This is a genomic window from Citrifermentans bemidjiense Bem (genome assembly GCF_000020725.1).
GTDB lineage: Bacteria > Desulfobacterota > Desulfuromonadia > Geobacterales > Geobacteraceae > Geomonas > Geomonas bemidjiensis.
In genome coordinates this window covers 3,760,239-3,783,297 of sequence record NC_011146.1, presented here as the reverse complement: position 1 = coordinate 3,783,297, position 23,059 = coordinate 3,760,239, and the positions used below count along the sequence as shown (strand labels likewise).

At 62.5% G+C, this 23,059-nt stretch carries 21 protein-coding genes; 16 read left to right on the top strand and 5 right to left on the bottom strand.

All coding sequences use genetic code 11. From position 1 onward, the window contains the following. Positions 1 to 66: 66 nt before the first annotated feature. A complete protein-coding gene (locus GBEM_RS16400; protein WP_012531716.1) occupies positions 67 to 1,350 on the bottom strand; it encodes an O-acetylhomoserine aminocarboxypropyltransferase/cysteine synthase family protein in 1,284 nt (427 codons plus the stop codon). Between the two features lie 179 nt (positions 1,351 to 1,529). Between GBEM_RS16400 and GBEM_RS16395 the strand changes: the two genes are divergently transcribed. From GBEM_RS16395 to GBEM_RS16370, 6 genes are all read left to right on the top strand, one after another. Beyond that, positions 1,530 to 2,723, top strand: a complete 1,194-nt coding sequence (locus GBEM_RS16395) for a pyridoxal phosphate-dependent aminotransferase (RefSeq protein WP_012531715.1) — start codon at positions 1,530 to 1,532, stop codon at positions 2,721 to 2,723. A gap of 41 nt (positions 2,724 to 2,764) precedes the next feature. Then, positions 2,765 to 4,141, top strand: a complete 1,377-nt coding sequence (locus GBEM_RS16390) for a sigma-54-dependent transcriptional regulator (RefSeq protein WP_012531714.1) — start codon at positions 2,765 to 2,767, stop codon at positions 4,139 to 4,141. Positions 4,142 to 4,152: 11 nt separating this feature from the next. Next, the gene (locus tag GBEM_RS16385) at positions 4,153 to 4,548 is read left to right on the top strand and encodes an FxsA family protein (RefSeq protein WP_012531713.1); all 396 of its coding nucleotides are present in this window, start codon (positions 4,153 to 4,155) and stop codon (positions 4,546 to 4,548) included. A 142-nt stretch (positions 4,549 to 4,690) separates the two neighbouring features. Next, positions 4,691 to 5,896, top strand: coding sequence for a methionine adenosyltransferase (locus tag GBEM_RS16380; RefSeq protein ID WP_012531712.1), 1,206 nt, complete (start codon positions 4,691 to 4,693; stop codon positions 5,894 to 5,896). A gap of 84 nt (positions 5,897 to 5,980) precedes the next feature. Then, a complete protein-coding gene (locus GBEM_RS16375; RefSeq protein WP_012531711.1) occupies positions 5,981 to 6,481 on the top strand; it encodes a chemotaxis protein CheX in 501 nt (166 codons plus the stop codon). A gap of 187 nt (positions 6,482 to 6,668) precedes the next feature. Further along, the gene (locus tag GBEM_RS16370; RefSeq protein WP_012531710.1) at positions 6,669 to 7,970 is read left to right on the top strand and encodes a hemolysin family protein; all 1,302 of its coding nucleotides are present in this window, start codon (positions 6,669 to 6,671) and stop codon (positions 7,968 to 7,970) included. A 63-nt stretch (positions 7,971 to 8,033) separates the two neighbouring features. On the opposite strand, the gene GBEM_RS16365 is transcribed toward GBEM_RS16370, so the two are convergent. From GBEM_RS16365 to GBEM_RS16355, 3 genes are all read right to left on the bottom strand, one after another. Beyond that, the gene (locus GBEM_RS16365; protein ID WP_012531709.1) at positions 8,034 to 8,957 is read right to left on the bottom strand and encodes a TerC family protein; all 924 of its coding nucleotides are present in this window, start codon (positions 8,955 to 8,957) and stop codon (positions 8,034 to 8,036) included. A gap of 12 nt (positions 8,958 to 8,969) precedes the next feature. Next, positions 8,970 to 9,812 carry a zinc metalloprotease HtpX gene (gene htpX / locus GBEM_RS16360; protein WP_012531708.1) on the bottom strand — a complete coding sequence of 281 codons (843 nt, stop codon included), beginning with the start codon at positions 9,810 to 9,812 and terminating at the stop codon, positions 8,970 to 8,972. A gap of 240 nt (positions 9,813 to 10,052) precedes the next feature. Beyond that, complete coding sequence (locus GBEM_RS16355) at positions 10,053 to 10,628, bottom strand: ANTAR domain-containing response regulator (protein WP_012531707.1); 576 nt, start codon at positions 10,626 to 10,628, stop codon at positions 10,053 to 10,055. Positions 10,629 to 10,751: 123 nt separating this feature from the next. On the opposite strand from GBEM_RS16355, the gene GBEM_RS16350 reads away from it, so the two are divergent. The 9 genes from GBEM_RS16350 to GBEM_RS16310 all read left to right on the top strand — a co-directional run bounded on the left by GBEM_RS16350 (position 10,752) and on the right by GBEM_RS16310 (position 20,837). Continuing rightward, positions 10,752 to 11,753: an HlyD family secretion protein gene (locus GBEM_RS16350; protein WP_012531706.1), complete on the top strand. Its 1,002-nt coding sequence runs from the start codon at positions 10,752 to 10,754 to the stop codon at positions 11,751 to 11,753. Positions 11,754 to 11,765: 12 nt separating this feature from the next. Next, on the top strand, positions 11,766 to 12,689 hold the full coding sequence (locus GBEM_RS16345; protein WP_012531705.1) for an ABC transporter ATP-binding protein: 924 nt from the start codon (positions 11,766 to 11,768) through the stop codon (positions 12,687 to 12,689). 71 nt (positions 12,690 to 12,760) lie between these two features. Further along, positions 12,761 to 13,720, top strand: coding sequence for an ABC transporter ATP-binding protein (locus GBEM_RS16340; protein WP_012531704.1), 960 nt, complete (start codon positions 12,761 to 12,763; stop codon positions 13,718 to 13,720). A gap of 245 nt (positions 13,721 to 13,965) precedes the next feature. Then, complete coding sequence (locus GBEM_RS16335) at positions 13,966 to 16,725, top strand: PAS domain S-box protein (RefSeq protein WP_012531703.1); 2,760 nt, start codon at positions 13,966 to 13,968, stop codon at positions 16,723 to 16,725. Further along, a complete protein-coding gene (locus tag GBEM_RS16330) occupies positions 16,722 to 17,873 on the top strand; it encodes a hybrid sensor histidine kinase/response regulator (RefSeq protein ID WP_012531702.1) in 1,152 nt (383 codons plus the stop codon). Before GBEM_RS16335 ends, GBEM_RS16330 begins: the two co-directional genes overlap by 4 nt. Further along, entirely contained in the window at positions 17,870 to 19,003 is a 1,134-nt protein-coding gene (locus GBEM_RS16325; protein ID WP_012531701.1) for an ABC transporter permease, read from the top strand. Before GBEM_RS16330 ends, GBEM_RS16325 begins: the two co-directional genes overlap by 4 nt. Positions 19,004 to 19,013: 10 nt before the next feature. Beyond that, entirely contained in the window at positions 19,014 to 20,144 is a 1,131-nt protein-coding gene (locus tag GBEM_RS16320; RefSeq protein ID WP_012531700.1) for an ABC transporter permease, read from the top strand. Positions 20,145 to 20,212: 68 nt separating this feature from the next. Continuing rightward, positions 20,213 to 20,398 carry a type II toxin-antitoxin system Phd/YefM family antitoxin gene (locus tag GBEM_RS16315; RefSeq protein ID WP_012531699.1) on the top strand — a complete coding sequence of 62 codons (186 nt, stop codon included), beginning with the start codon at positions 20,213 to 20,215 and terminating at the stop codon, positions 20,396 to 20,398. A gap of 19 nt (positions 20,399 to 20,417) precedes the next feature. After that, positions 20,418 to 20,837: a (deoxy)nucleoside triphosphate pyrophosphohydrolase gene (locus tag GBEM_RS16310; RefSeq protein WP_012531698.1), complete on the top strand. Its 420-nt coding sequence runs from the start codon at positions 20,418 to 20,420 to the stop codon at positions 20,835 to 20,837. Positions 20,838 to 20,935: 98 nt separating this feature from the next. Here the strand turns inward: GBEM_RS16310 and GBEM_RS16305 are convergent, their stop codons facing one another. Further along, positions 20,936 to 21,766 (bottom strand): HDOD domain-containing protein, encoded by an 831-nt coding sequence (locus GBEM_RS16305; RefSeq protein ID WP_012531697.1) that lies wholly within the window; start codon positions 21,764 to 21,766, stop codon positions 20,936 to 20,938. Positions 21,767 to 21,986: 220 nt separating this feature from the next. On the opposite strand from GBEM_RS16305, the gene mnmA reads away from it, so the two are divergent. Then, a complete protein-coding gene (gene mnmA, locus GBEM_RS16300) occupies positions 21,987 to 23,054 on the top strand; it encodes a tRNA 2-thiouridine(34) synthase MnmA (protein ID WP_012531696.1) in 1,068 nt (355 codons plus the stop codon). The last annotated feature ends 5 nt before the right edge of the window (positions 23,055 to 23,059 follow it).

The window sequence follows — 23,059 nt, the reverse complement described above, 5'->3', positions numbered from 1 at the left end:
GGGCGAGTGGATTCACTCGCCCCTTCTTTGTTGGCAGCGCGGCCAAAGGCCGGTAGCGTCGCGCTTTTACTTCTGGCTGGCCAAAAGCGCCTGGTTCACGTCCGCGATCAGGTCGTCGATGTGCTCGATGCCGACCGAAAGCCTGATCAGGTCGGGGGAGACGCCGGAAGCTATCTGCTGCTCCTCGTTCAGCTGGCGGTGGGTGGTGCTCGCCGGGTGCAGGACGCAGCTCCTGGCGTCCCCTACGTGCACCACCAGCGCCACGAGCCGGCAGCTCTCCATGAATTTCTTTCCTGCCGCGGCCCCTCCCTTGATGCCGAAGGTGAGGACGCCGCTCGCTCCCTTGGGGAGGTACTTCTTGCTGCGGGCGTAGCTTTTGTGGCTCTCCAGTCCCGGGTAGGTCACCCAGCTCACCGCTGGGTGCTTTTCCAGGTACTTGGCCATGGCGAGCGCGTTCTCGCTGTGGCGCTGCATGCGCAGCGGCAGCGTCTCCAGCCCCAGGTTGAACAGGAAGGCGTTCATCGGCGCAGGACAGGAGCCCAGGTCGCGCATGAGCTGCACCCGCGCCTTGACGATGTAGGCGAGCTTGCCGAAGGTCTCCAGGTACTTGAGCCCGTGGTAGCTGGAGTCCGGCTCCGTCATCTCGGGGTACTTGCCGTTGCCCCAGTTGAAATTGCCGCTGTCTATGATGACCCCGCCCACGCTGGTGGCGTGCCCGTCGATGTACTTGGTTGCCGAGTGGATAACTATGTCCGCGCCGTGCTCGAAGGGGCGGCACAGGTACGGCGTCGGGAAGGTGTTGTCGATGATGAGCGGCACCTGCATCTTCTTGGCGATCCGGGAGAACTTCTCGAAGTCGAGCACGTTCAAGCCTGGATTCCCTATGGTCTCGCCGAAAAGTGCGCGGGTCTCGGGGCGGAAGGCGGCCTCGATGGCGGCCTCGTCTGCCTCGGGATCGACGAAGGTCACCTCGATGCCCATCTTCGGGAAGGTGTTGGCGAAAAGCGAGTAGGTGCCGCCGTACAAGGTGCTGGCGGCGACCACGTGCTGGCCGGCCTGGCAGATGTTCATGATGGCCATGCTGGTCGCGGCCTGTCCGCTGGAGGTGGCCATGGCGGCGACGCCCCCTTCCATGGCCGCTATCTTGGTCTCGAAACCCTCGGCGGTCGGGTTGCTGAGCCGGGTGTAGAAGTGTCCGCCCACCTCGAGGTCGAACAGTTTCGCCACGTGCTCCGCGCTGGAGAACTTGAAGGTCGTGCTCTGGTAGATCGGCAGGATCCGGGGATCTCCGTCCTTGGGGGCGAAGCCTTCCTGGATCGCCTGGGTCTCGATGCGCCAATCCTTTTTCATGTATCCCTCCTGTCAAAATCGGATGCCCAAATGCAGGGCGGCATCATAGCAGATTGCCCCGCGATTTGCAGGGAAATATTCAGGCAGCCGCAGCCCGAGGCTCACGGGCGGGGAATACGCCTTGCCGCTGTTTCCGTAATGTGCTAATAAGGCTGAGATCAAAAATCAAGGAGGGGATGATGCCCGTCGCCGATAAGATAGCCGGTTTCATTGCGAAATCATCGTGGATCAGGAAGATGTTTGAGGAAGGGGAGAAGCTTCGCGCGCAGTTCGGGGCCGACAAGGTCTACGACTTCACCCTGGGCAACCCAGACGTGGAGCCCCCGCAGCCTTTCCGCGACGAGTTCCTGAAGCTCGCCAAGTCGCCCGTCCCTGGGATGCACCGTTACATGAACAACGCGGGCTACATCGAGACGAGGAACGCCGTGGCGCGCATGCTTTCGGCCGCCTCCGATCTGCCGGTGCAGGGGAGCCAGGTGGTGATGACCTGCGGGGCGGGAGGCGCGCTCAACGTGGTGCTGAAGACCATCCTCAACCCCGGTGACGAGGTGATCATCCTCACCCCCTACTTCGTCGAGTACCGCTTCTACATCGACAACCACGGCGGGGTGCCGGTCGAGGTCTGGACCGACCGCGAGACCTTCCAGCTCGACGTCGCCGCCATCGGCGCCGCCATCACCGCGAAGACCCGCGCCATCATCATCTGCTCCCCCAACAATCCGACCGGTGTCATCTATCCCGCCGAGAGCCTAGCCGCTTTGGGCGAAGTGGTAGCCGCCAAAGAGAAGGAGCTGGGGCGCCAGATCTGCGTCATCTCGGACGAGCCCTACGCGAGGATCAGCTACGAGGCGAAAAGCGTCCCCAACATCTTCCGCTACGTCGCCAACTCCGTCATCGTTACCTCGCACTCCAAGGACCTGGCCCTTCCGGGCGAACGCATCGGCTACCTGGCCGCGAACCCTAGGATGAACGACGTGGACCAGTTCATGGAAGGGGCGGTCTTCTCCAACCGGGTGCTCGGCTTCGTCAACGCGCCGGCGCTCATGCAGAGGCTCGTGGCTGGGCTGCAGCATGTTTCGGTGGACATCAGCGCCTACCAGGAAAAGCGCGATCTTCTCTACGAGTCGCTCACGAAGCTTGGCTTCAGCATGGTGAAGCCCGACGGCGCCTTTTACTTCTTCCCCAAATCGCCTTTTGCCGACGACATCGAGTTCGTGAAGCTGGCCCAGAAGCACCGCATCCTGCTGGTGCCCGGCGCAGGCTTCGGCGCCCCCGGCTACTTCCGGATCGCCTACTGCGTCGATAAGAAGATGATCGAGCGGAGCCTCCCGGCCTGGGCGGAACTCGCGCGCGAAGCGGGGCTTGCCGGTTGAGCGTTGCGCTACGGAGGAGCCTCCCGGAGGCTAGGACCACCATGACCGAGACCATTCTGATTGTTGACGACGAGGAGGGAATCCGATCCTCCCTGGCTGGCATCCTCGAAGACGAGGGGTACCGGACCGTCTGCGCCGCCGACGGCGTCGAGGCGCTCGCCCTTTGCGCCCGGGAGCTACCGGGGCTCGTGCTCTTGGACATCTGGATGCCCAAGATGGACGGCATCGAGACGCTGCAGCGCCTGAAGGAATCGCACCCCTTCCTGAACGTCATCATGATGAGCGGCCACGGCACCATCGAGACGGCGGTGAAATCGACCAAGCTCGGCGCCTATGACTTCATCGAGAAGCCGCTTTCGCTGGAGAAGGTGGTGGTCACGGTGGAAAACGCCCTGGCCATGAACCGCCTGAAGGAGGAGAACGCCGCCCTGCGCGACCAGGTGCAGCAAGGGCACGAGATGATCGGTAATTCCGCCGCCATGCTGCAGTTGGGCGAGCAGATCCGGCTCGTCGCCCCGACCAACGCCTCGGTGCTGATCACCGGCGAGAACGGCACCGGAAAGGAACTCGTAGCCCGCTCGGTCCATTTCCACAGCCAGCGCCGCGACAAGCCCTTCATCGAGATCAACTGCGCCGCCATCCCCGAGGAACTGATCGAGAGCGAACTCTTCGGCCATGAGCGGGGTGCTTTCACCGGAGCTGTCGCGCAGAAGAAGGGGAAATTCGACCTGGCCGATGGCGGCACGCTCTTTCTGGACGAGATCGGCGACATGTCCTTGAAGACGCAGGCCAAGGTGCTGCGGATACTGCAGGAGAAGAAGTTCGAGCGGGTGGGTGGAACCCGGACCCTGGAGGTGGATGTCCGCATCGTCGCCGCCACCAACAAGCTCCTCGAGGAGGAGATCAGAAACGGCGGCTTCCGCGAAGACCTCTACTACCGGCTGAACGTGGTCCCCTTCAAGGTCCTGCCGTTGAGGGAGCGGCGCGACGATATACCGCTTCTGGCCCGGTACTTCATGGATGCCTTCTGTTCTCGCGAGGGGAGGGAGTCGAAGCGGATCGTCCCCGAGGCCATGGAGGCGCTCAAGCGCTACGAGTGGCCGGGGAACGTGCGCGAGCTGAAGAACATCGTGGAGCGGCTGGTAATCATGACCCCCAGCGGGACGGTGACCGTCGACCACCTCCCCGATTACTTCCGCGGCGATGGTGCCGGCAAGGATGCGGGGGGGGGCAAGCTCGACAGCGTCTTGGAACTCTCCAGCCTGCGCGAGGCGCGAGAGGAGTTCGAGAGGGAGTTCATCATCCAGAAGCTGGAGGAGAACGACTGGAACGTCTCCAAGACCGCCGAGGCCATCGAGCTTGAACGGAGCAACCTGCACCGCAAGATCAAGAGTTACGGCATAGACATGAAGAAATAGCAGGGACATCCATGTACTTCAAACTATTCCTGGTGTTCCTCATCGTCCCCGTGATCGAGATCTACCTGCTGATCAAGGTGGGATCGGTTATCGGCGGGGTCGCCACCGTGGCGATCCTGCTCTCGATCAGCCTGTTCGGCGCCTGGCTCATGAAGAGCCAGGGGGGGAGGATCCTCACCAAGATCCGCGACGAACTCTCCCAGGGAAGGCTCCCCGCCGCCCAGATGCTGGACGCAGCCCTGGTCTTCATCGGCGGCGCCCTTCTCGCCACCCCCGGCTTCTTCACAGACTTCCTCGGCATCTTCTTCCTGATCCCGGCCACACGCCGCGTCATCAAGGCGTGGCTTGGGCTCTGGCTGCAATCCCGCATCTCGCGGGGGGGCTTCGTGGTCAGGCGCCATCACTGATCGCACCCACCTCTCCCTGCCTCTTGTAACCTCCCAAAAACATTGCACCCATTGCTTTTTCGGATACACTTTCTGCTGTCCTTTTATGTGTAAGGAACCTTCCTTCTCTTAATTAGACTTCAACCTCAACCGGGAGCGTGCCATGTTCCTCGTCGAGCAGTACAAAGGAGCTCTGGTAACGGAGCAGGCCGTCGAGATGGTCGAGCGCAAAGGGACCGGACATCCGGACCAGATCTGCGACTGCGTCATGGATGCCATCTCGGTCGCCCTTTCCCGCGCCTATCTGCAGACTTTCGGCACGGTGCTGCACCACAACATCGACAAGGGGCTGCTGGCGGCGGGGCGCGTCGAGAAGCGCTTTGGCGGCGGCGAGGTCGTCGAGCCGATGGAGTTGACCATCGGCGACCGCGCCACCTTCAGCTTCGAGGGGAAGGAGATCCCGGTACAGGAGATCGCTCTGGCCGCCGCCAAGGAGTGGATCGGGAAGAACCTGCGCAACGTCGATCCGGAGCGGCACCTTGAGTACCGCTTCAAGCTCGCCCCCGGGTCGCAGGAACTGACCGACATCTTTGCCCGCGCCGGCGAGGTAAGGGGTGCGAACGACACCTCGGCGGCGGTGGGTTACTACCCGTTGAGCCCCACGGAAAAGACGGTCCTCTCCCTGGAGCACGAGCTGAACTCGGAGCGCTTCAAGAAGCTTTTCCCCGAGACGGGCGAGGACGTGAAGGTAATGGGGCTGCGCCGGCGCGACGAACTGGACCTGACCGTCGCCATGCCGCTTCTGGCAGGGAGCATCGAATCGGAGCGGGAGTATTTCGACCGCAAGGAAAAGGTGGCGCAGGAGATGAGGCGCTTTCTGCAGGCGGGCTTACGGCATTTCAGCCGCATCGACCTGCACTACAACACCCTGGACGAACCGGGGCGCGGGCTGGGCGGGGTTTACCTCACTCTGCTGGGGACTTCGGCGGAAGACGCCGATTCGGGGCAGGTGGGGAGGGGGAACCGGGTGAACGGGGTGATTCCCATAGCGAGGCCCATCGGCACCGAGGCCGCTGCCGGGAAGAACCCCATGAGCCACGTGGGGAAGATCTACAACATACTGGCGCACCGGATGGCGCGCGAGATCTGCAACTCCGTCGCCGGGGTGCAGGGGGCGCACGTCATGCTCTTGAGCCGGATTGGCGACCGGGTGGACCGGCCGCACATGGCCAACGCACAGCTCGTCATGGAGCCGGGCCGGCGGGCGGCGGAGGTCGAGAAGGAGGTCGAGGAAGTGTTCGAGCGCGAATTTGCAGAGATCAATTCTTTCTGCCTCATGCTTGCCAAGGGGGCCTACCCGGTCAGTTGACGCCGCGCTTTTTGCGGGGTTGCTTTTCTTTATTAGAGGCTACGGTAGACTGTTGTAACAATTCATTAGGAGGAGGGGGGCATCATGGGGCTTGATCCGGCAATCCTGAACGAGGCCAACACGACGGAAGACGAAGTGCGCAAGAGCATAGCGGAGATCACCAAGGGTGTGTTTTCCACCATGGTGATGCTCGACGTGGTCGACGAGCCCCCTCTTGAGAAGCCAGTGCAGACCTTTCATGAAACGGTCACCAGCATGGTCGGCCTCGCCGGGAGCCACTCCGGCATAATTGCCATTCACTGCCCGAAGAAACTAGCCCTTTTGGTCACTTCAAACATGCTGGGAATGGACGTCACCGAAGTCGACGAGGATGTCAACGACGCCATGGGGGAGATCGCCAACATGGTAGGTGGCGACGTGAAGCACATCTTCTCCCCCAAAGGGGCCGACATCAACCTCTCCATCCCGACCGTGATCTACGGCAGCGATTACGCGCTGGAGAGCATCTCCAGTTCCGACGCGCTGGTGATACCGTTTCTGTGCAGGGAGGAGCGCTTCCTGCTTTCCTTTAAGATCGGCAAGTAGCTGCCGGGCCCAAAGACGGTGCCGCGCCCGGTGACGGATGGGTAAAGTGGGCTAAGCGCCACAAAAGGTTGACAAAAGCCGGCTTAGTAGTGAAAAATGAGCACCGGTTGAAACTTGGGGGCACCCGGCGGTGCCGGGCCACCTGGAGCTCACTGGCGGACGCCCCGACAATCAAAGTGGAGGGTAATTGGACACAATCTTCGTCGAACTGCTTGTCATCGCCATCCTCATCCTGCTGAACGGATTTTTCTCCTGCGCCGAATTCGCCATCATCTCCATCAGAAAGAGCCGTGTTGCGCAACTGGTCGCCCTGGGGGACCAGCGTGCCGCGCTCGTTGAATCCCTGCAGAAGGATCCGCACCGCCTGCTGGCCATCGTGCAGATCGGGGTCACCGTGGTCGGATCGACCGCCTCCGCGGTGGGGGGCGTGATAGCGGTCGACTACATCCGCCCCATCCTGCAGGTATCCCCCTTCGCCATGATCCGCAACGCCGCCGAACCGCTCTCCCTCACCATGGTGGTCGCAGTCATCTCGTATCTCCAGCTCATCCTGGGAGAGCTGGTCCCCAAGACCATCGGCCTGCAGTATGCCGACACGGTGGCGCTTCGGGTCGCCAAGACCATCACCTTCCTGGCGAGGGTTGCGGCTGTCCTGGTCTCGGTGCTCAGCTACTCCACCAAGGCGGCCTTGGCGCTGTTCCGGATCAAGGGGGAGGGAAAGGCCTTCATGACGCGGGAGGAGGTGCAGCATATCGTCGCCGAGGGGCATGAGAGCGGCATCTTCAGCGAGGCCGAGCACACCTTCATCGACAACCTCTTCGACTTCACCCATACCGCGGTACGAGAGGTGATGGTCCCCCGCACCAGGGTGGTCGCCTTCGACCTCAACCTTTCCAACGAGGAGATCCTGAACGAGGTCCTGGACAACATGTATTCCCGCTACCCGGTTTACGTCGGGAGCATCGAGGAGACGGTCGGCTTCATCCACGGCAAGGACCTCTTGGGGAGGATGGTGCGCGAGCCGGATTTCGACATCCGCTCCATCGTCCGTCCCCCCTTCTTCGTCCCCGAGGGGAAGAAGGTGAGCGAACTCTTGAAGGAGATGCAGAAAACCCGCGTGCACATGGCTTTTGTAGTGGATGAGTACGGCAGCATCAGCGGCATAGTGACCACCGAGGACCTGCTCGAGGAATTGGTCGGCGAGATCGAGGACGAGCACGATGTCGGCGAGCCGAGCACGGTGCAGATCTTGGCCGACGGGAGCTACCTCGTGGACGCCTTCATTTCCGTTTCCGACCTGGAGGACCTGCTGGAGATGGATCTTGGCGAGGATCTTCCCTTCGACACCCTGGCCGGGCTGATACTGAACCGTATCGGCGGGTTCCCGGAGCAGGGCGAGCAGATCCAGTTGGGGGAGTTCACCCTGATCTGCGAGGAAGTCACCCGCACCGGCATCACCAAGGTGAGAATCGCGAAAAACAGGGGCTAGGGAAAAGCAGGGACTGGGGATTGGTTTTTCCAGCCCCTAGCCCCCGATCCCTAGCCCCTGTTTTTATTCTCGGTGCTGCTTCTTCGCGAGCAGCACGGAAGTGAGGATGGATATTACCAGCGTCCCGATGATGAAGCCCAGGGACAGCTGCAGCGGGATCTCGACGACGTCCACGAGAAGCATCTTGGCCCCGACGAAGGCGAGGATGAAGGAGACCCCCAGCTTCAGGTAAACGAACATCTCCATCACGTGGGCCAGCAGGTAGTACAGGGAGCGCAGCCCCATGATGGCGAAGATGTTGGAGCTGTACACGATGAACGGGTCGTGGGTCACGGCGAGTACGGCGGGTATCGAGTCGACGGCGAAGATGACGTCGCTCGACTCCACCACCACCAGGGTCAGAAACAGCGGGGTCGCCGCCCACACGCCGTGCCTCTTGATGAAAAACCTGTCCCTCCAGATCCTTTTGGTGATGGGCATGAAACGCCTCACCAGGCGAACCAGCGGATTTTTCTCCGGCTCGACTTCGTCGTCCCCGCCGAAGGCCATCTTGATCCCGGTGTAGATCAGGATCCCCCCGAAGATGTAGATCATCCAGTGGAACCGCTCGATCAGCTCGATCCCCACCAGTATGAAGATCCCCCTCATCACCAGCGCGCCGATGATCCCCCATTTGAGGATCTTGGGCTGCTGCGCCTTCGAGATCTTGAAGTAGGAGAAGATCATGATGAAGACGAAGAGGTTGTCGACCGACAGGGACTCCTCGATGATATAGCCGGTAAAGAACTCCAGCGCCTTCGCCGGCCCCATGAAGTATCCGATCCCGGCGTTGAAGGCGAGGGCCAGCCCCACCCACACGGTGGTCCAGGCGAGCGCCTCGCGAAACTTGATCTCGTGGCTCTTGCGGTTGAAGACGAACAGGTCCAGCACGAACATGACGGTGATGACGGCTGCGAAGGCAACCCACATCATTTCCCTGGTAGACAAATAAACCTCCTTCTAACGCCCCATCTGCTCGAGTCTCGCGATCCTCTCCTCCATCGGCGGATGGGTGGAAAAGAGCTTGGCGATACCGCCCGCGGTGAGGGGATTCACGATGAACATGTGTGCTGTGGCCGGCCGCGCTTCCTGCATCGGGAGCAGGTGAGAGGCCTGGTCCAGCTTTCTCAGCGCATTGGCGAGCGAGCGGGGGTGGCCGCAGAGCTTGGCGCCCCCTTCGTCGGCCATATACTCGCGCGATCTGGAAACGGCAAGCTGGATCAGCATGGCGGCGATCGGCGCCAGGATGGCTAGTGCCAGGGTGCCGATCACGCCACCGCCTTCCTCGTCGTCGCTTCTGTGCCCGAAGATGGCCGCCCACTGCGCCATGTTGGCCAGCATGGAAATGGCCCCGGCGATGGTGGCCGCTATGGTGGAGATCAGGATGTCCCGGTTGGCGACGTGGCTCAGTTCGTGGGCCATCACCCCTTCCAGCTCCTCTGGGGTGAGGATGCGCATGATACCCTCGGTCGCGGCCACAGCCGCATGCTCGGGGTTTCTGCCGGTGGCGAAGGCGTTCGGGCTCTCCGAGGGGATGATGTAGACCCGCGGCATGGGCAGGCCGGCCTGCACGGTGAGCCGCCGGATCATTCCGAAAAAGGCGGGGTTCTCCATCTCGCTTATCTCGCGCGCGCCGTACATGCGCAAGACGATCTTGTCCGAGAACCAGTAGGAAAAGAAGTTCATGGCCAAGGCCATCAGGAAGGCCAGGTACATTCCCCCTTGCCCCCCGATCGCTCCGCCGAGCCCTACCATCAACAAGGTGAGAGAAGTAAGTAGAACGGCAGTCTTGAATCTGTTCATGACGTACCTCCTTTGCGGTCGAACTGACAGTAGCCGGCAGGTCAAATAAAAAGACCTTTATCCAGGCGCGTCGGCACTGGATAAAGGTCTTGCATGCTCTGACAGGTGTCATCGCCCCGTGTCCGGGCTTTGTCAGCCGTCTTGACGAACACAGGTCGGTTGCCGTGGTAACCGATTGCTACTCCCCTTTATACTTTGTGAAATATAGGTAATGACTGGCGATGTGTCAACCAGAAAGCTTCACCCCCCGATACTGTCGGTCAAGAGGATCGCGTCCGCCAACTGTCGCATGGAAATCCTGCGATCCATGGCGAGCCTTTGCATCCTCCGGAAAGCCTCGGCCTCCGAGAGCTTGTCCCGCTCCATCAGGCGCCCCTTGGCCTTCTCGATCACCTTCCTGCTCTCGATGCTCTCTTTCAGCGTGGAGACCTCTTCCTTGAGCCGCTCCACCCGGCGCGCCGCCGCGACCGAGAGGACCAGCGCCGCCACCAGCTCCTCTTCCCGCACCGGCTTCGCCAGGATGGTGGAAACCAGCGACTCGCCCCACTCCTGCACCTCCTGAAGGTCGCAGCTCTGCGCGATCATGATGATCGGGATGCCGAGCTTGTCCCAGAGCCGCTTCACCGTAGCTCCTATCTCCCGGTCGCCGTCGGCATACTCGATTACGGCCACCTCGGGGCGCTGCTCTAAGGCGTCCACCAAAAGCTCGCCGGCGCTGCCTGAAGCTATTATTTCAGCATATCCCCTCTCACTGAGCCTGTTTTTTAGGCTTTCCAGAAGCTCTTCGTCGCGAACGTACAGGACCGCTTTTCCCATGTCTTTCACCCCCTTACGACGATTGGCGCTGCCGCTTTTGCGGCACAACTAGCAGGATAAGAGCATAGAGCGTTCCAAAAAAAACATTCTGATGCTATAAGTTCTAAATCATTGGAGGTGCCTGTGAAAAAGAAGGGGATTATTGCGGCATTGCTGCTGGCTGTGGTGGTGGCGGTTGTTTTCTACCTTCGCCATCACCGGGACGGGGAGAACTCCGCGGCGCTGCGCATCTCTGGGAACATCGAACTTACCGAGGTGCAGCTGAGCTTCAAGACTTCCGGCCGGGTCCAGGAGCGGCTGGTCGACGAGGGTATGCAGGTTGCCCGCGGCCAGGTCGTGGCGCGCCTGGAAGAGCGCGAGCTCGCCGACGCGCTGAAGCTCGCGCAGGCGGATGAGGCAGCCTCCGCCGCGTCGCTGGCGGAACTGGAAGCCGGCAACCGCAGGGAAGAGGTGGCCCAGGGGGCGGCGCTTCTGGCGCGCGCCGAGGCCCAAGCCGCGCAGGTGACAGCCGATTACGACAGGAGCAAGGCGCTCTTCGCCAGGGAGGTCATCCCCCGGCAGCAGTTCGACGCCGCCAAGGCGGCCTTTGAGGAGGCCAGGGCCTCTGTGCGCGAGCGCAGGGAAGCGCTTACGCTTTTGCGCAAGGGGGCGCGGCCCGAACGCCTGCAAGCAGCTCGTGCCGCACATGAAGGCGCGCTGGCGCGGGTATCCACGGCAAAGGAGCGGCTGGGGTACGCCACCTTGGCGGCGCCCATCTCCGGTGTGGTGCTCAACAAATCGATCGAGCCGGGCGAACAGGTGGCTGCGGGGACCCCGGTGGTCACGCTCGGCGACCTTAAGGATTGCTGGCTCAAGGGATACATACCCGAGACGGAACTGGCGCGGGTCAAGCTGGGGCAAAGGGCGCGGGTGACGGCCGACGGGCTTCCGGGCAAGGCCTTCGAGGGGAGGGTGAGCTTCATCTCCAGCCAGGCGGAGTTCACCCCCAAGAGCGTGCAGACCGAGAAGGAGCGGGTGAAGCTCGTGTACCGGGTGAAGATCACCTTGGCCAACCCGGGGATGGAGCTGAAACCGGGGATGCCGGCGGATGCCGTGATAGACCTGGGCGCGCCGCCGGCGCGCTGACAGGGGGAAGAGATGTCGCTAAGCGAGGCGATCAAAACCAACGCGCTGCAAAAACGCTTCGGCAAGGTGACCGCGGTTGAGGAACTCTCGCTTTACGTAAAAAGTGGCGAGCTTTTCGGGCTGGTCGGCTCCGACGGCGCCGGCAAGACCACCACCCTGAGGATGCTGGCCGGCATCATGGATCCCACCGGCGGCGAGGCCCTGGTCCTTGGGCGGAACATGGCGCAAGAGGCCGAGGAAGTGCGCGGCGACATCGGCTACATGAGCCAGCGCTTCGGGCTCTACCCGGACCTGACGGTGCTGGAGAACCTCCGCTTCTACGCCGACATCCACATGATCCCCGCTCGCGAACAGGGCTCCCGCATCGACGAGCTTTTGGGGTTCAGCAACCTCACTCCCTTCAAAGAGAGGCTCGCCGGCAAGCTCTCCGGCGGGATGAAGCAGAAGCTCGGGCTTGCCTGCGCGCTGGTGCACCGGCCGCGGGTGCTTTTCCTGGACGAGCCGACCAACGGCGTCGACCCCGTCTCGCGCCGCGACTTCTGGCGCATCCTGCACGGCCTTTTGGGGGAGGGGGTGACCATCCTCGTTGCGACCGCGTACCTGGACGAGGCGGAGCGCTGCCACAGGGTGGGGCTGATGCATCGCGGCAGGCTTTTGGCCTGCGACACCCCCAAGGGGCTCAAGGGGCTCATGAAGGGAGGGGTGCTGGAATTCACCACTGCGGAACCGCGCCGCGCCGTGCGGCTTCTCTCCGCCGATTTTCCTTCCGGGAGCGTGGCGCTTTTCGGCGAGAAGCTGCATCTGTACTACGCGGACGACCCGGAAGAGGCGAGAGAGCGGGCCGAGGCGAGCCTCAAAAAGGCGGGGCTGGAAGCTCCCCGGGTGAGGCAAGTCGAGCCGTCCCTGGAGGACCTCTTCGTCTCGCTTTTGCGCTGAAAATTTTGTCGATCTGTCGGATCTGCCGGGGGCGGTCCCTCCGGCGTGGCCTTTGAGGAGAAGTCGAATAAGTGAACGGTGCCAACGCCACTACAACTGGGGAATCCCGGGAAGCGCAGGTCGGCCTGCATGAGCTGACCAGGCGCTTCGGCGACTTTACCGCCGTGGACCGGGTCACTCTCGACGTGGCGCGGGGGGAGATCTTCGGCTTTTTAGGGCCCAACGGCGCAGGCAAATCCACCACCATCAGGATGCTCTGCGGCATCCTCCCTCCCAGCTCCGGCAGCGGAACCGTGGCCGGTTACGACATCGCCACCCAGTCGGAACAGATCAAGAACCAGATAGGGTACATGAGCCAGAAGTTCTCCCTCTACGAGGAGCTGACCGTCGAGGAGAACATCGACTTTTACAGCGGCATCTACCGCATCCCCGCCGGGAAGAAAGCCGAGCGCAAGGAGTGGGTCATAGAGATGGCCGGGCTCGCCGAGCAGCGAGGAACCCGCGCCCAGGCCCTTTCCGGAGGATGGAAGCAGCGGCTCGCCCTGGGGTGCGCCGTCCTGCACGAGCCCCCCATCGTTTTCCTGGACGAGCCGACCTCCGGGGTCGATCCCATCAGCAGGCGGAGCTTCTGGGAGCTGATCTACCGGCTCTCCGGCGAGGGGGTCACCATCTTCGTCACCACCCATTACATGGAAGAGGCCGAATGCTGCGACCGCTTGGGCTTCATCTTCGGCGGAGAGCTGATCGCCCTGGGGACCCCTGCCGAACTCAAAGCAGGCTTTCCCGGCCAGATCGTCGAGATCGGCTGTGAGCGCCCCTTTGAGCTTTTGCAGCGGGTCGAGTCCCTGCCGGGGGTGAAGAGTTCGGCGCTTTTCGGGGCCGGGCTGCACCTGGCGGTGGAAAGCGCCGAGCAGACCATCGCCGCCATCGGCCGGGAGCTACCCGACCTGGATCTCAGGATGGAGCGCATCACCCCGTCGCTGGAAGACCTGTTCGTCTCCTTCATGGAGGCGCAGGGGGGGCGCCGCTAGCGTAATTATCCCTAATGTTTCCGGGCTCTCGCCCGATAAAGAGATACTGCAGCAAATCCATTGCAGCCGCTGCCGCTAAAGCCTCCAAAAGGCAGCCCTGCCGTACATGTTGCAATAGACGATAAAGTCCCCCCTCCCCTAGCGGGAGGGGGGGGACCACTGCTGGTTTGAACCTCCATTTCCATAGGTGACAGATGCATTTTCGGGGATCTCCCGCAATTCCACATACCAAAAGCAGGATGGCCTTGTTTCTCTCCTGGGGGGTGCTGCTGTTCGTCTGCGCCCTTGCCCTTCATGAGCGGCATTCGCTCCTGGCGTCGGTGATAGTGTTCTCCATTGCGGCGCTGCACGCCATGCGCCTTAAATGGCGGCGGCAATCGGACGACGCGGTCCGGCGCAGCGAGGAGCAGCTCCGCATCTCGCAGCGCATCGCCCGCATCGGGAGCTGGGACCTGGACCTCGCCAGCGGCAGGCTGGACTGCTCGGAAGAGCTGTGCCGCATCTTCTCCGTCCCGCTCGACGAGGCGCCGGACAACTACGACGGCCTGCTGGCTATTCTTCCCGAGTACGGCAAGGACGCCTTGGCCGCCGCCGTCGAGGAGGCCTTAGCGGGGCGGGATTCCTTCGCCGTGGAATACTCGGTAGAGCGCCCCGGCGGGAAGGAGTCCTTCCTTTTCGAGGTGGGGGAGGTGTTCAGGGACGATTCCGGCGCCGCCTTGCGCGTGGTGAGCGTGGTCCAGGACGTGAGCGAGCAGAAGGAGGCGGAGAACGCCCTCTTCTTCGAGAACCGCTACCGCGGGCTGATCGAGAACCTGCCGCAGCGCATCTTCCTGAAGGACTGCAACTCCGTTTACCTCTCCTGCAACTCCAGCTTCGCCCGCGATCTTGGTGTCGAGCCCTCCGACGTGTTCGGAAAGACCGACTACGACCTCTTCGCGCCGGAGTTGGCCAAAAAGCGCCAGGAGGACGACGGCAAGGTCATGGCGGGCGGAGCCGCGGTGGAGCGGGACGAGCAGCGCGAGAGGGACGGCGCTTGGATCAGCAAGGCGCTCATCCCCCTTCGGGACGACAACGACCGTGTCTATGCCCTGCTCGGCATCCTGACCGACATCACCTTTAGAAAGCGCGCCGAGGAGCAGTTGAGGGAGAGCGAGGAGCGGTTCCGCAGCATATTCGAGCAGGCAGCGGTAGGGATCTGCCACCTCACCCTGAGCGGAGAGCTGATTCGCATCAACAGGCGCTTTTGCGACATCCTGGGTTATGAGCAGGAGGAACTCTTGGGCTGGTCCCTGGAGCAGACCATCCATCCCGACGACCGGGAGGCCGAGCAGCGGCAGGCCGCGCGGCTTTTGAGCCGGGAGATCGACAACTACAGCATCGAGATCCGCCAGATGAGGCATGACGACACCCCGGTCTGGGTCAACCTCACCAAGTCGCTGGTATGCGGTCCCAAGGGGGAGCCCAAGTATCTGGCCGGCATCATCGAGGACGTAACCGCCAACAGGGAGGCCGAGGAGCTGCGCCACGAACGAGACCTGGTGCAGGCGGCCAGCCGCGCCAAAAGCCAGTTCCTGGCCAACATGGGGCACGAGATCCGCACCCCGCTTAACGCCGTCATGGGGTTGAGCCGGCTGGCGCTTAAGACCGAGCTCGACCGAAAGCAGCGCGGCTACCTGGAAAAGATAGGTTCGTCGAGCCGGACCCTTTTGAACATCATCAACGACATACTCGACTTCTCCAAGATGGAGGCCGGGAAGCTGGAACTGGAGAAGACGGACCTGAACCTGTACGAGGTACTGGGAAACATCTCCGACATGCACCAGTCCAAGGCCCAGGAAAAGGGGATCGAATTCCGGGTCCGGCTTGCTCCCGATCTCCCCAACAAGCTGGTGGGGGACCCGCTGCGCCTGACGCAGGTGCTGAACAACCTGATCGCCAACGCGGTGAAATTCACCGAAAAGGGAGAGGTGGTGGTCGCCATCAAGCCGTTGCGGCGCGAGGAGGAAGAGGTGGTGGTCCACTTCTGCGTCCAGGACACCGGCATCGGCATAGCACCCGAGCAGATGGGAAAGATCTTCACCCCCTTCACCCAGGCGGACAGCTCCACTACGCGCCGCTACGGCGGTACGGGACTCGGGCTTTCCATCAGCCGCCAGCTGGTGGAGCTGATGGGGGGGGAACTGCAGGTGGAGAGCGTCCCCGGCTCCGGCAGCAGCTTCTCCTTCACCGTCCCCCTTGCCCTTCCCGACGCCGTCAACCCCGTTGCGCAACCGCGGGAACAGGAGCTGCCGGACCTCAGGGTGCTGGTAGTCGAGCGCGACCAGGAGGTGCGCGCCGGCATCGAGGAGATCACCGAAGGAATGTCCCTTGCGCTTGAGTACGCGGAGAGCCTGCCCCAGGCACTCGCCGCGCTGCAGGACAAGGCTCCGCCGGAAGACCCGCCCTTCGACCTGCTGGTGGTCGACGGAGCGACGGCCGGACTCGACGGCATGGAGAAGATCTGCCGCGGCATCTGGAGCCGGTACCGCTGCCTGCTTCCCGTCCTTGCCACCGTGAGTCGGGAGCATTTGGAGACGGTGCGGCAGCAGGCGAACGAGTGGGGGGTGGCGGCGGTCCTACCCTCCCCGGCGCGCCCCTCCCATCTCCTCGACTCGCTGGTCCGGGTGCTGGCGCGCTCCGGCGAGCTGTGGCCGGAGGTCGAACCGTGGCCGCCGCAGAAAGCTGTCCGGCGCAGGAAACCGGCTGCCGCGGCGGGTAGATTCGAGCCGGCGAAGCTCGCCGCCGAGAAGGCGAAGCTGGAGCGGTTGCTTGCCAAGAACAGCCTGGACGCGAAGCGGCAGTTCGAGAAGTTTTGCGGCGCGGTACCCGCGGGCGACTTCACCGAAGAACTCCAGGCGCTGGAGCGCTGCCTGGAAAAACTTGATTTCAGAAAGGCACGGCAACTTCTATCCGCCTTCCCGGCGGACAGGCAGGAGCCGCACTCGGAACAAAGGGAGAGCCTATGAAACGCCAGACGGTCATGATCGTTGATGATACCCCTGCCAATATCGAGATCCTCAGCGAGACACTCGGGGAGGAGTACGAACTTTTCTTCGCCACCAGCGGGGCGGATGCCCTGGAACTGATCCGCGCCGACAAGCCGGACCTGATCCTTTTGGACATCATGATGCCCGGGATGGACGGCTATGAACTCTGCTCCATTCTGAAAGGGGACCCCGCCACCCGCGACATCCCGATCATCTTCGTCACCGCCATGATCGGTGAGGAGGAGGAGATCAAGGGGCTGGAACTCGGCGCGATAGATTACCTCACCAAGCCGATCTCCCCCCACATCGTGCGCGCCCGGGTGAAGAACCATCTGGAGCTGAAAAGGTACCGGGACCTTCTGGAGACGCTCGCCAGCGCCGCCGACCGCGCCAAGAAGGAATTCCTGAGAAGCGTGAGCCACGAGTTGCGCACCCCGCTCACCCCCATCATCGGCATGACCGACCTGGTGCTCGACAGCGAGGAGGACGACAACAAGCGGAAGTACCTGACCATGGTGCAGAAATCCGCGCTGCGCCTTCTGGGAATCGTCGAGGACCTGATCGAGACCAGCAGGCTCGAAGGGGAGGGGACCGCTCCCGAGTACCGCCCCTTCCTGCTCAAGGCCTTCCTGGACACCGTTGCCATGGAGGCCCGGACGCAGGCGGAGGGCAAGGGGCTCGATTTCATGGTGACCCTCGATCCTGCCCTTCCCGAGGCGGTCAGCAGCGACCAGGCGATGCTGCACAAGGTCCTTACCATGCTGCTGGGAAACGCCGTCAAGTTCACCACGGCCGGCAAAATATCGCTGGAAGTGCATCTCCAGGAGGTGGCGGGAGAGCAGATGCTGCAATTCTCCGTCGCCGACACCGGCGTCGGCATAGATCCGGCCGACCTGGAGCGGGTCTTCAGCGACTTCACCCAGTCCGACGGCTCCATCACCCGCTCGTTTCCGGGTCTTGGGCTGGGGCTCACCCTGGCCCGGCGCATGACCGAGCTTATGGACGGGAGCATCTGGGCGGAGAGCTCGCCGGGAGGGGGCTCCCTGTTCCAGATGCAGATCCCCCTGCTCCTTCCTGAGTCCGAATCGGCCGACGCTCCCCCCGCCTCGGACGGAGTGCGCCAGTGAAGGCGAAGCGGGTCTCGGCTGTAGCCCGCAAGGAGTTCCTGCACGTCCTTAGGGACTGGAGAAGCCTCGGGATCGGCATCGCCATCCCGCTGGTGATGCTCTTTCTCTTCGGTTACGCGCTTACCCTCGACGTGGACCGCGTGCCGCTCGTCGTCTGGGATCAGAGCCAGACCCCCGCCAGCCGCACCTTCATCGGCGGCTTCAGCGCCTCGCGCTATTTTCAGCTGGTAGGGGAAGCGGGGGGCTACGGCGAGATCGAGCGGGCCATCGAGGCCCGGCGGGCGGTGATCGCGCTGGTGGTCCCGGTAGACTTCGCCCGCGGGGTAGCCTCCGGGCGCGGCTCCTCCGTTCAGGCCATCATCGACGGAAGCGATTCCAACGTCGCCTCCTATGCCCTGGGGTACGCCGAGGGGGTTACCCGCTCCTACAGTAACCAGGTGACCCTCGACTCCGTGAGGCGCGGCGGCCTGCCGCAGCCTGCGGCGGGGCTGGACCTTGAGCCGCGCGTCTGGTTCAACAGCGACATGGAGTCGCGCAACTACATCTTCCCGGGTCTGATCGCCGTCGTGATGATGGTGATCGCCGCCCTTTTGACCTCCCTCACCGTGGCGCGGGAATGGGAGGTGGGGACCATGGAGCAGCTGATCGCGACGCCGGTGACCCGCGGCGAGCTGATCCTGGGGAAGCTGATCCCCTACTTCTGCATCGGCATGCTCGATCTTTTGCTCGCCGTCCTAGTCGGGGAGTTTGTCTTCGCCATACCGATGCGCGGGCAACTCTGGCTCATCTTCGCCTCCTGTTCCGTCTTTCTGGCCGGCGCCCTGTCGCTCGGGATGCTGATCAGCATCGTCACCAAGAGCCAGTTCCTCTCCAGCCAGATCGCGCTCGTGGCCACCATGCTCCCCGCCTTCCTGCTTTCGGGGTTCGTCTTCCCCATCGCCAACATGCCGTACCCGATCCAGCTCTTCACCCACGTCATCACCGCGCGCTATTTCGTCACCCTCCTGCGCGGCATTTACCTGAAGGGGCTGGGGCTTAGGCTTCTTATCGGCGAGGCGCTCTTCCTTTTGGCCTTTGCCGCGCTGGTGCTCACGCTGGCGCACCACAAGCTCCGCAAGAAGATCGAGTGAGGGGGCGGGCGTGATCGAACGGCTGAAAGCTATGCTGGTCAAGGAATTCATCCAGGTGCTGCGCGACCCGCGCATGCGCTTCGTGATGTTCGTGATCCCGGTGGTGCAGACGCTCATCTTCGGCTACGCGGTGAATACCGACGTGCGCGAGGTGGCGACCGCCGTCTACGACCTGGACAACAGCAGCCAGAGCCGGGAAATAGCCGACCTCTTCGTCAAGTCGGGTTACTTCCGGCTTGAGGCACGGGTCTACGACGACAAGGCGGCCCAGGAGCTGATCGACAGGGGCGAGGTGAAGGCTGTGCTTAGGATGAACCGCGGCCTCGGAGAGCGGCTCGTCGGGGGGAGGGGGGCGCAACTGCAGATGATCCTGGACGGAACCGACTCCAACACCGCCGGCATCGCGCTCAACTACGCCTCCAGGATCGTGGGGGGGTACAACCAGCGCCTGCAGCAGGATTGGGGCGCGCGGCACGGCGGAGTGCAGGCTTTTCCTGGGGGAGTGGACCTCGTGAGCCGCGCCTGGTTCAACGAGAACCTGGAAAGCCGCAACTACTACGTCCCCGCGGTCATCACCAACATCGTCTTCATCATCACCATGCTCCTCTCCAGCATGGCCGTGGTGCGCGAGAAGGAGATCGGGACCATCGAGCAAGTGATCGTGACCCCGATAGGGAAGGGGGAATTCATCCTGGGAAAGACCATCCCCTTCGTCCTCATCGGCTTCATCAACGTGACGCTCATCTCGCTGGTCGCGGTGTTCTGGTTCGACGTGCCGCTGCGCGGCTCCATACCGCTTCTCTACTTAGCCACCGCCCTCTTCCTGATGAGCTCGCTGGGCATCGGGCTTCTCATCTCCACCATCAGCCGTACCCAGCAGCAGGCGATGATGAGCGCCTTCTTCGTCATCTTCCCCGCCATCCTCCTCTCCGGGTTTGCCTTTCCCATCGAGAGCATGCCTCAAATCGTGCAGTGGTTCACCCTGGTGAACCCCATGCGCTTTTTCCTGGTCATCATCCGCGCCATCTTCCAGAAGGGGGTCGGCGTCGACATCCTCTGGCCGCAGATGGCGGCCTTGCTTCTGATCGGCGTCACCATTCTCTCCAGCGCCGTCCTCAGGTTCAAGAAGACGCTGGGGTAGGCGCGGACCGCTAATAATCCTTGACCGCAACTCCCCGTTCGCGTAGGTTTTTGCCGGAGGTGAGAGCAATGGACGAAGTTACCGCTACTGCAGCCAAAGCCAGCATGTCCAAGCTGATCGACGAAGCCGCTACGTCACACGAGCCGGTTTTGTTGTCTGAGGATGGCTGGCTGGGAGTAAAAGGGATGCGTGAGTCGGTCTTGGAAGGTCTGGCTGCGCCGCTGGATGAATGCAGCGAAGAGCCAGGCTGGTGAGCCGGCAGAGGCACCACGAATGAGCCATACGGAAAAGCAGAGAAGGCATGTGCACGTCGCCTGCGCCATCGTAGAGCGGGACGGGCTGGTGCTGTCGGCGCTCAGGAGCGCCTCGATGAACCTGCCTCTCAAGTGGGAATTTCCGGGGGGGAAGATCGAGCCCGGCGAGGGGCGCGAGGAGTGCTTGAAGCGCGAGATGGTCGAGGAAATGGGCGTGGAGGTCGAGGTGGGGCAAGCGCTGACGCCGGCCACCCACAGCTACCCCACTTTCGACGTGACCTTGTATCCCTACCTTTGCCGCATTGCTTCCGGCGAGATTACCCTTTACGAGCATTCTGAGGTGAGATGGCTCCCCCCCGCGAAGATGCTGGAACTGGAGTGGGCCGACGCGGACCTGCCGGTAATACTGGAATACCAGCAACTGAGTAACAGGGGCTAGGGGCTGGGGGCTAGGGGCTAGGGGCTAGGGGCTAGGGGCTGGGGGCTGGGGGCTAGGGGCTGGGGGCTGGGGGCTGGGGGCTGCAAATCGTCTTCCCCTTACAGCGACAGCTCTTGGGAATCGTCCAGGACTTCCATGAGCTCGTCTATCTCTTCCGGCGTCAACTGCAAAAGCGCGGCTTCCGGCTCGCTTTCGAGATCGATGGTCGGGTCGACGACAAGCCCGATTCCCTTCAGCTTGCATGCCTTGTTCACCAGCCGCACCGCCGTCAACACGATGTCCGTGGTCTCGAAATTCTCGTCGTGATGGTTGGCCACTACGTTGTAGTACACCTTCGGCATGTTCCAGTGCTCCATCAGGCGGCACCCCTGCTCCACGTGCAGTTCCTCGAAAATCTCCAAAAGCAGGTCATCCTCCAGCGCGGCTTGCGCCACACCCGACTGGTTCAGCCGCTCTAGTGCTTTCAGCAGGTAGAGCTTCCCGATGTCGTGTAAAAGCCCCCCCATGTACGCCTGGTCCGCGTGCTGCGGATAGCCGGCGCTGCGGGCCAGCCAGCGGCTTCCCATGGCGCAGGCATGGCTGTGCAGCCAAAGCGACTGCATGAATCCGTTGATGACGCGGTTGTCCGATACATGGAGCCCTGCCTGCGAAGCCGCCATCGCCAGGTTGCACACCTGCTGGGCGCCTAGCCTGATTACCGCGTCCTTGATGGTCTCGGTGCGGACCCGCCCGATGTACATGGCGGAGTTGGCCATCTTCAGGATCTGTCCCGCCAGCGACTGATCCTCGTTGGCCAGCGTGACTACCTGGGCCATCGAGAAGTCCGGGGTTTCAAGGAGGTGCTGCAGCCTCAGCGCCACCGGGTGGAAGACCGGCAGATCTATCGGCTGGTTGGTCAACAGGCGCCTGATGGTGAGCGATAAGGGCATAGCGGTTCTCCTGAGCAAGGATTCGAGCCACTCGACAGTTTAAAGCAAGTGCCGGAAAGATAACAACAGCAAACTGTTGTGTAGCCGGAACTTTCTGATCCTTTTTTCATCTGTTCCTCTGACTGGCAAGGGAAGCGGCACTGTCCGATAAAAACAGTTGCCATGGGAATGCGAATTGGTCAACTATGGATGCGCCTGTAGTAAAGCAAACGGAGATGTTATGTCAGGGAATTTTAAAGGGAAGAAAGTAGCCGTCGCCATGAGCGGCGGAGTCGATTCGTCCACGGTCGCCGCCCTCCTCAAAGAGCAGGGTGCGGAGGTGATCGGTATCAATATGAAGCTCTTTGCGCGCGACGGCGAGGATCCGCAGGCCAAGGGCGACGCGCAGATCGTCGCCGAGTACCTGGGGATCGAATTCCACCTGGTGCATCTGGAGGAACAATTCTCGCGCCTCATCATGGAAGACTTCCGTGCGCAGTACCTGGGGGGCGAGACCCCCAACCCGTGTGTCCGCTGCAACCGCTACGTCAAGTTCGGGCTTCTGTTGGACAAGGCGCTGGAGCTGGGGGCGGAGTACCTGGCCACCGGCCATTACGTGAGGACCAGCAGGGACGATGGCGGTAGCTATCACCTGCTGAAGGCGGCTTTTCTCGCCAAGGACCAGTCCTACTTCCTCTACACGCTGACCCAAAAGCAGCTCTCCCATGTGGTCTTCCCGCTGGGGGACATGCCGAGCAAGGACGAGGTGCGCAGGCTTGCGGAAAAGTTCGGGCTCCCGGTGGCGCAAAAGAGCGACAGCCAGGAAATCTGCTTCGTTCCCGGCGACGACTACGTCGCCTTCCTGGAAAAAGGGGGGCGGGTTGCGGGAAAAAGCGGCGACATCGTCCATGTCGACGGGACCGTGCTGGGAAGGCACGGCGGCACCCACCGGTACACCATCGGCCAGAGGCGTGGGCTCGGCGTTGCCTGGAAAGAGCCGCTGTACGTGGTGTCGATCGATGCGCTTCAGGGGAGGGTGGTGGTCGGCGAAGCCGGACAGCTCTTTGCGTCTGGGCTCGTGGCCTGCGATCTGAACTGGGTGGTGCCGGTAGAGGGGGAGACCTTCGAGACAACCTGCAAGATCCGCTATCGGCAACAACCCATAGCGTGCCGGGTCAAGCTTTTGGGCGAGGGGCTGGGCGAGGTTTACTTTGCCGAGCCGCAGAAGTCGGTGACGCCGGGGCAGTCCGTGGTCTTCTACCGCGAAGACGAGCTCCTGGGCGGCGGCCGCATCGTCGGGAAGATCTAGGCGAG